The sequence below is a fragment of the Oleiphilus sp. HI0067 genome (assembly GCF_001635735.1).
Window position 1 is genome coordinate 1 of the sequence record NZ_LWFI01001186.1, and the last position, 1,260, is coordinate 1,260.

At 46.7% G+C, this 1,260-nt stretch carries 2 protein-coding genes; both read left to right on the forward strand.

Annotated features, from left to right (window positions below; all coding sequences use genetic code 11):
- Window positions 1-642: RnfABCDGE type electron transport complex subunit D (locus A3739_RS17450; RefSeq protein ID WP_156502656.1), on the forward strand; the 642-nt coding region annotated here is incomplete at its 5' end.
- Between the two features lie 5 nt (window positions 643-647).
- Window positions 648-1,260, forward strand: a 613-nt coding sequence (gene rsxG, locus A3739_RS17455) for an electron transport complex subunit RsxG (RefSeq protein ID WP_068502212.1), incomplete at its 3' end; no start/stop codon positions are given.

Here is a 1,260-nt window from a genome sequence, read left to right on the forward strand (position 1 = left end):
TTCCCTCTTGCTATGACGAGCAACTGGGCAAGCCCGACCACACTTCAAGAAAATTTCCCTAGCGTCCAACAAACGCTCGCTAGCATTTGGGAAATAGAGAATGCTCCCGACGGATACTCTGGCGCGACACCCTTAGACGTATATAAGCATGAGGTGAAAGCGAGCACTTATGAAGCGATTACCAGCCAAGACATCTTTGGTTCGGGAATCGTTCTTGGTTGGGAATGGGTAAATGTAGCCTTCTTACTTGGCGGTCTTGGTCTTCTGGCACTAAGAATCATACCTTGGCAGACACCTGCAGGCGTATTACTCGGCTTAGCACTTCCAGCAATTTTATTTTCGTCTAACCCCGACCAAGCCGTGCCATTAAGTATTCACTTACTTGCGGGTGCGACGATGTTTGGTGCTTTCTTTATCGCAACGGACCCAGTCTCTTCATCAACAACACCACGCGGTCGTTTTATTTTTGGTCTAGGTGTTGGCTTATTTACCTACATTATTCGAACCTGGGGCTCTTACCCTGATGCAATTGCTTTCGCTGTGCTACTGATGAACTTTGCAGCCCCCCTAATCGATGTCTATACGCAACCGCGAACCTTTGGCCATAACAAAGCAAAACGCGGCCCTAAGGCGAAGGTATAAGAATTATGAGCGATATGGATCAAAACGATCAGCCAAACAAAACGCCAAGTACTTTTCAGTCAGCAGTGCGTGCTGCGATTGGTCTCGGCTTATTCGCTATATTAACGGCTGGCTTAGTCGCACTTGTACAAACCAATACGAGTGAACGAATCGCTGAACAAGAAAAGAAAGCTCGTCTAGCGGCCTTATACGCCCTTGTTCCTGAATCTCTGCGTAGCAATGACCTTCTCGCTGATAGCTATTTACTAAGCTATCAAGGCGTCGAACGAGAAGTATTCCTTGCAAAGAAAGATTCGCGTACGACAAGCTTAATTTTCCCATGGACTGCGCCCGATGGTTACACCGCTCCGATTGAGTTACTTATTGCTGTAGGTATTGACGGAGAGTTAATCGGCGTCAGAGTGCTTACTCACAAAGAAACACCAGGGCTTGGCGATAAAATTGAATTGAGCAAGTCAGATTGGATTCTAAGTTTTAACGAAAAGTCTCTATCAAACACAGATACCGAAGCATGGAATGTTAAAAAGGATGGTGGCGAATTCGATCAACTCACCGGCGCGACCATCACTCCACGTGCCATTGTTTCGGCGGTATACGACGCTCTAACTTTTTTCGAGA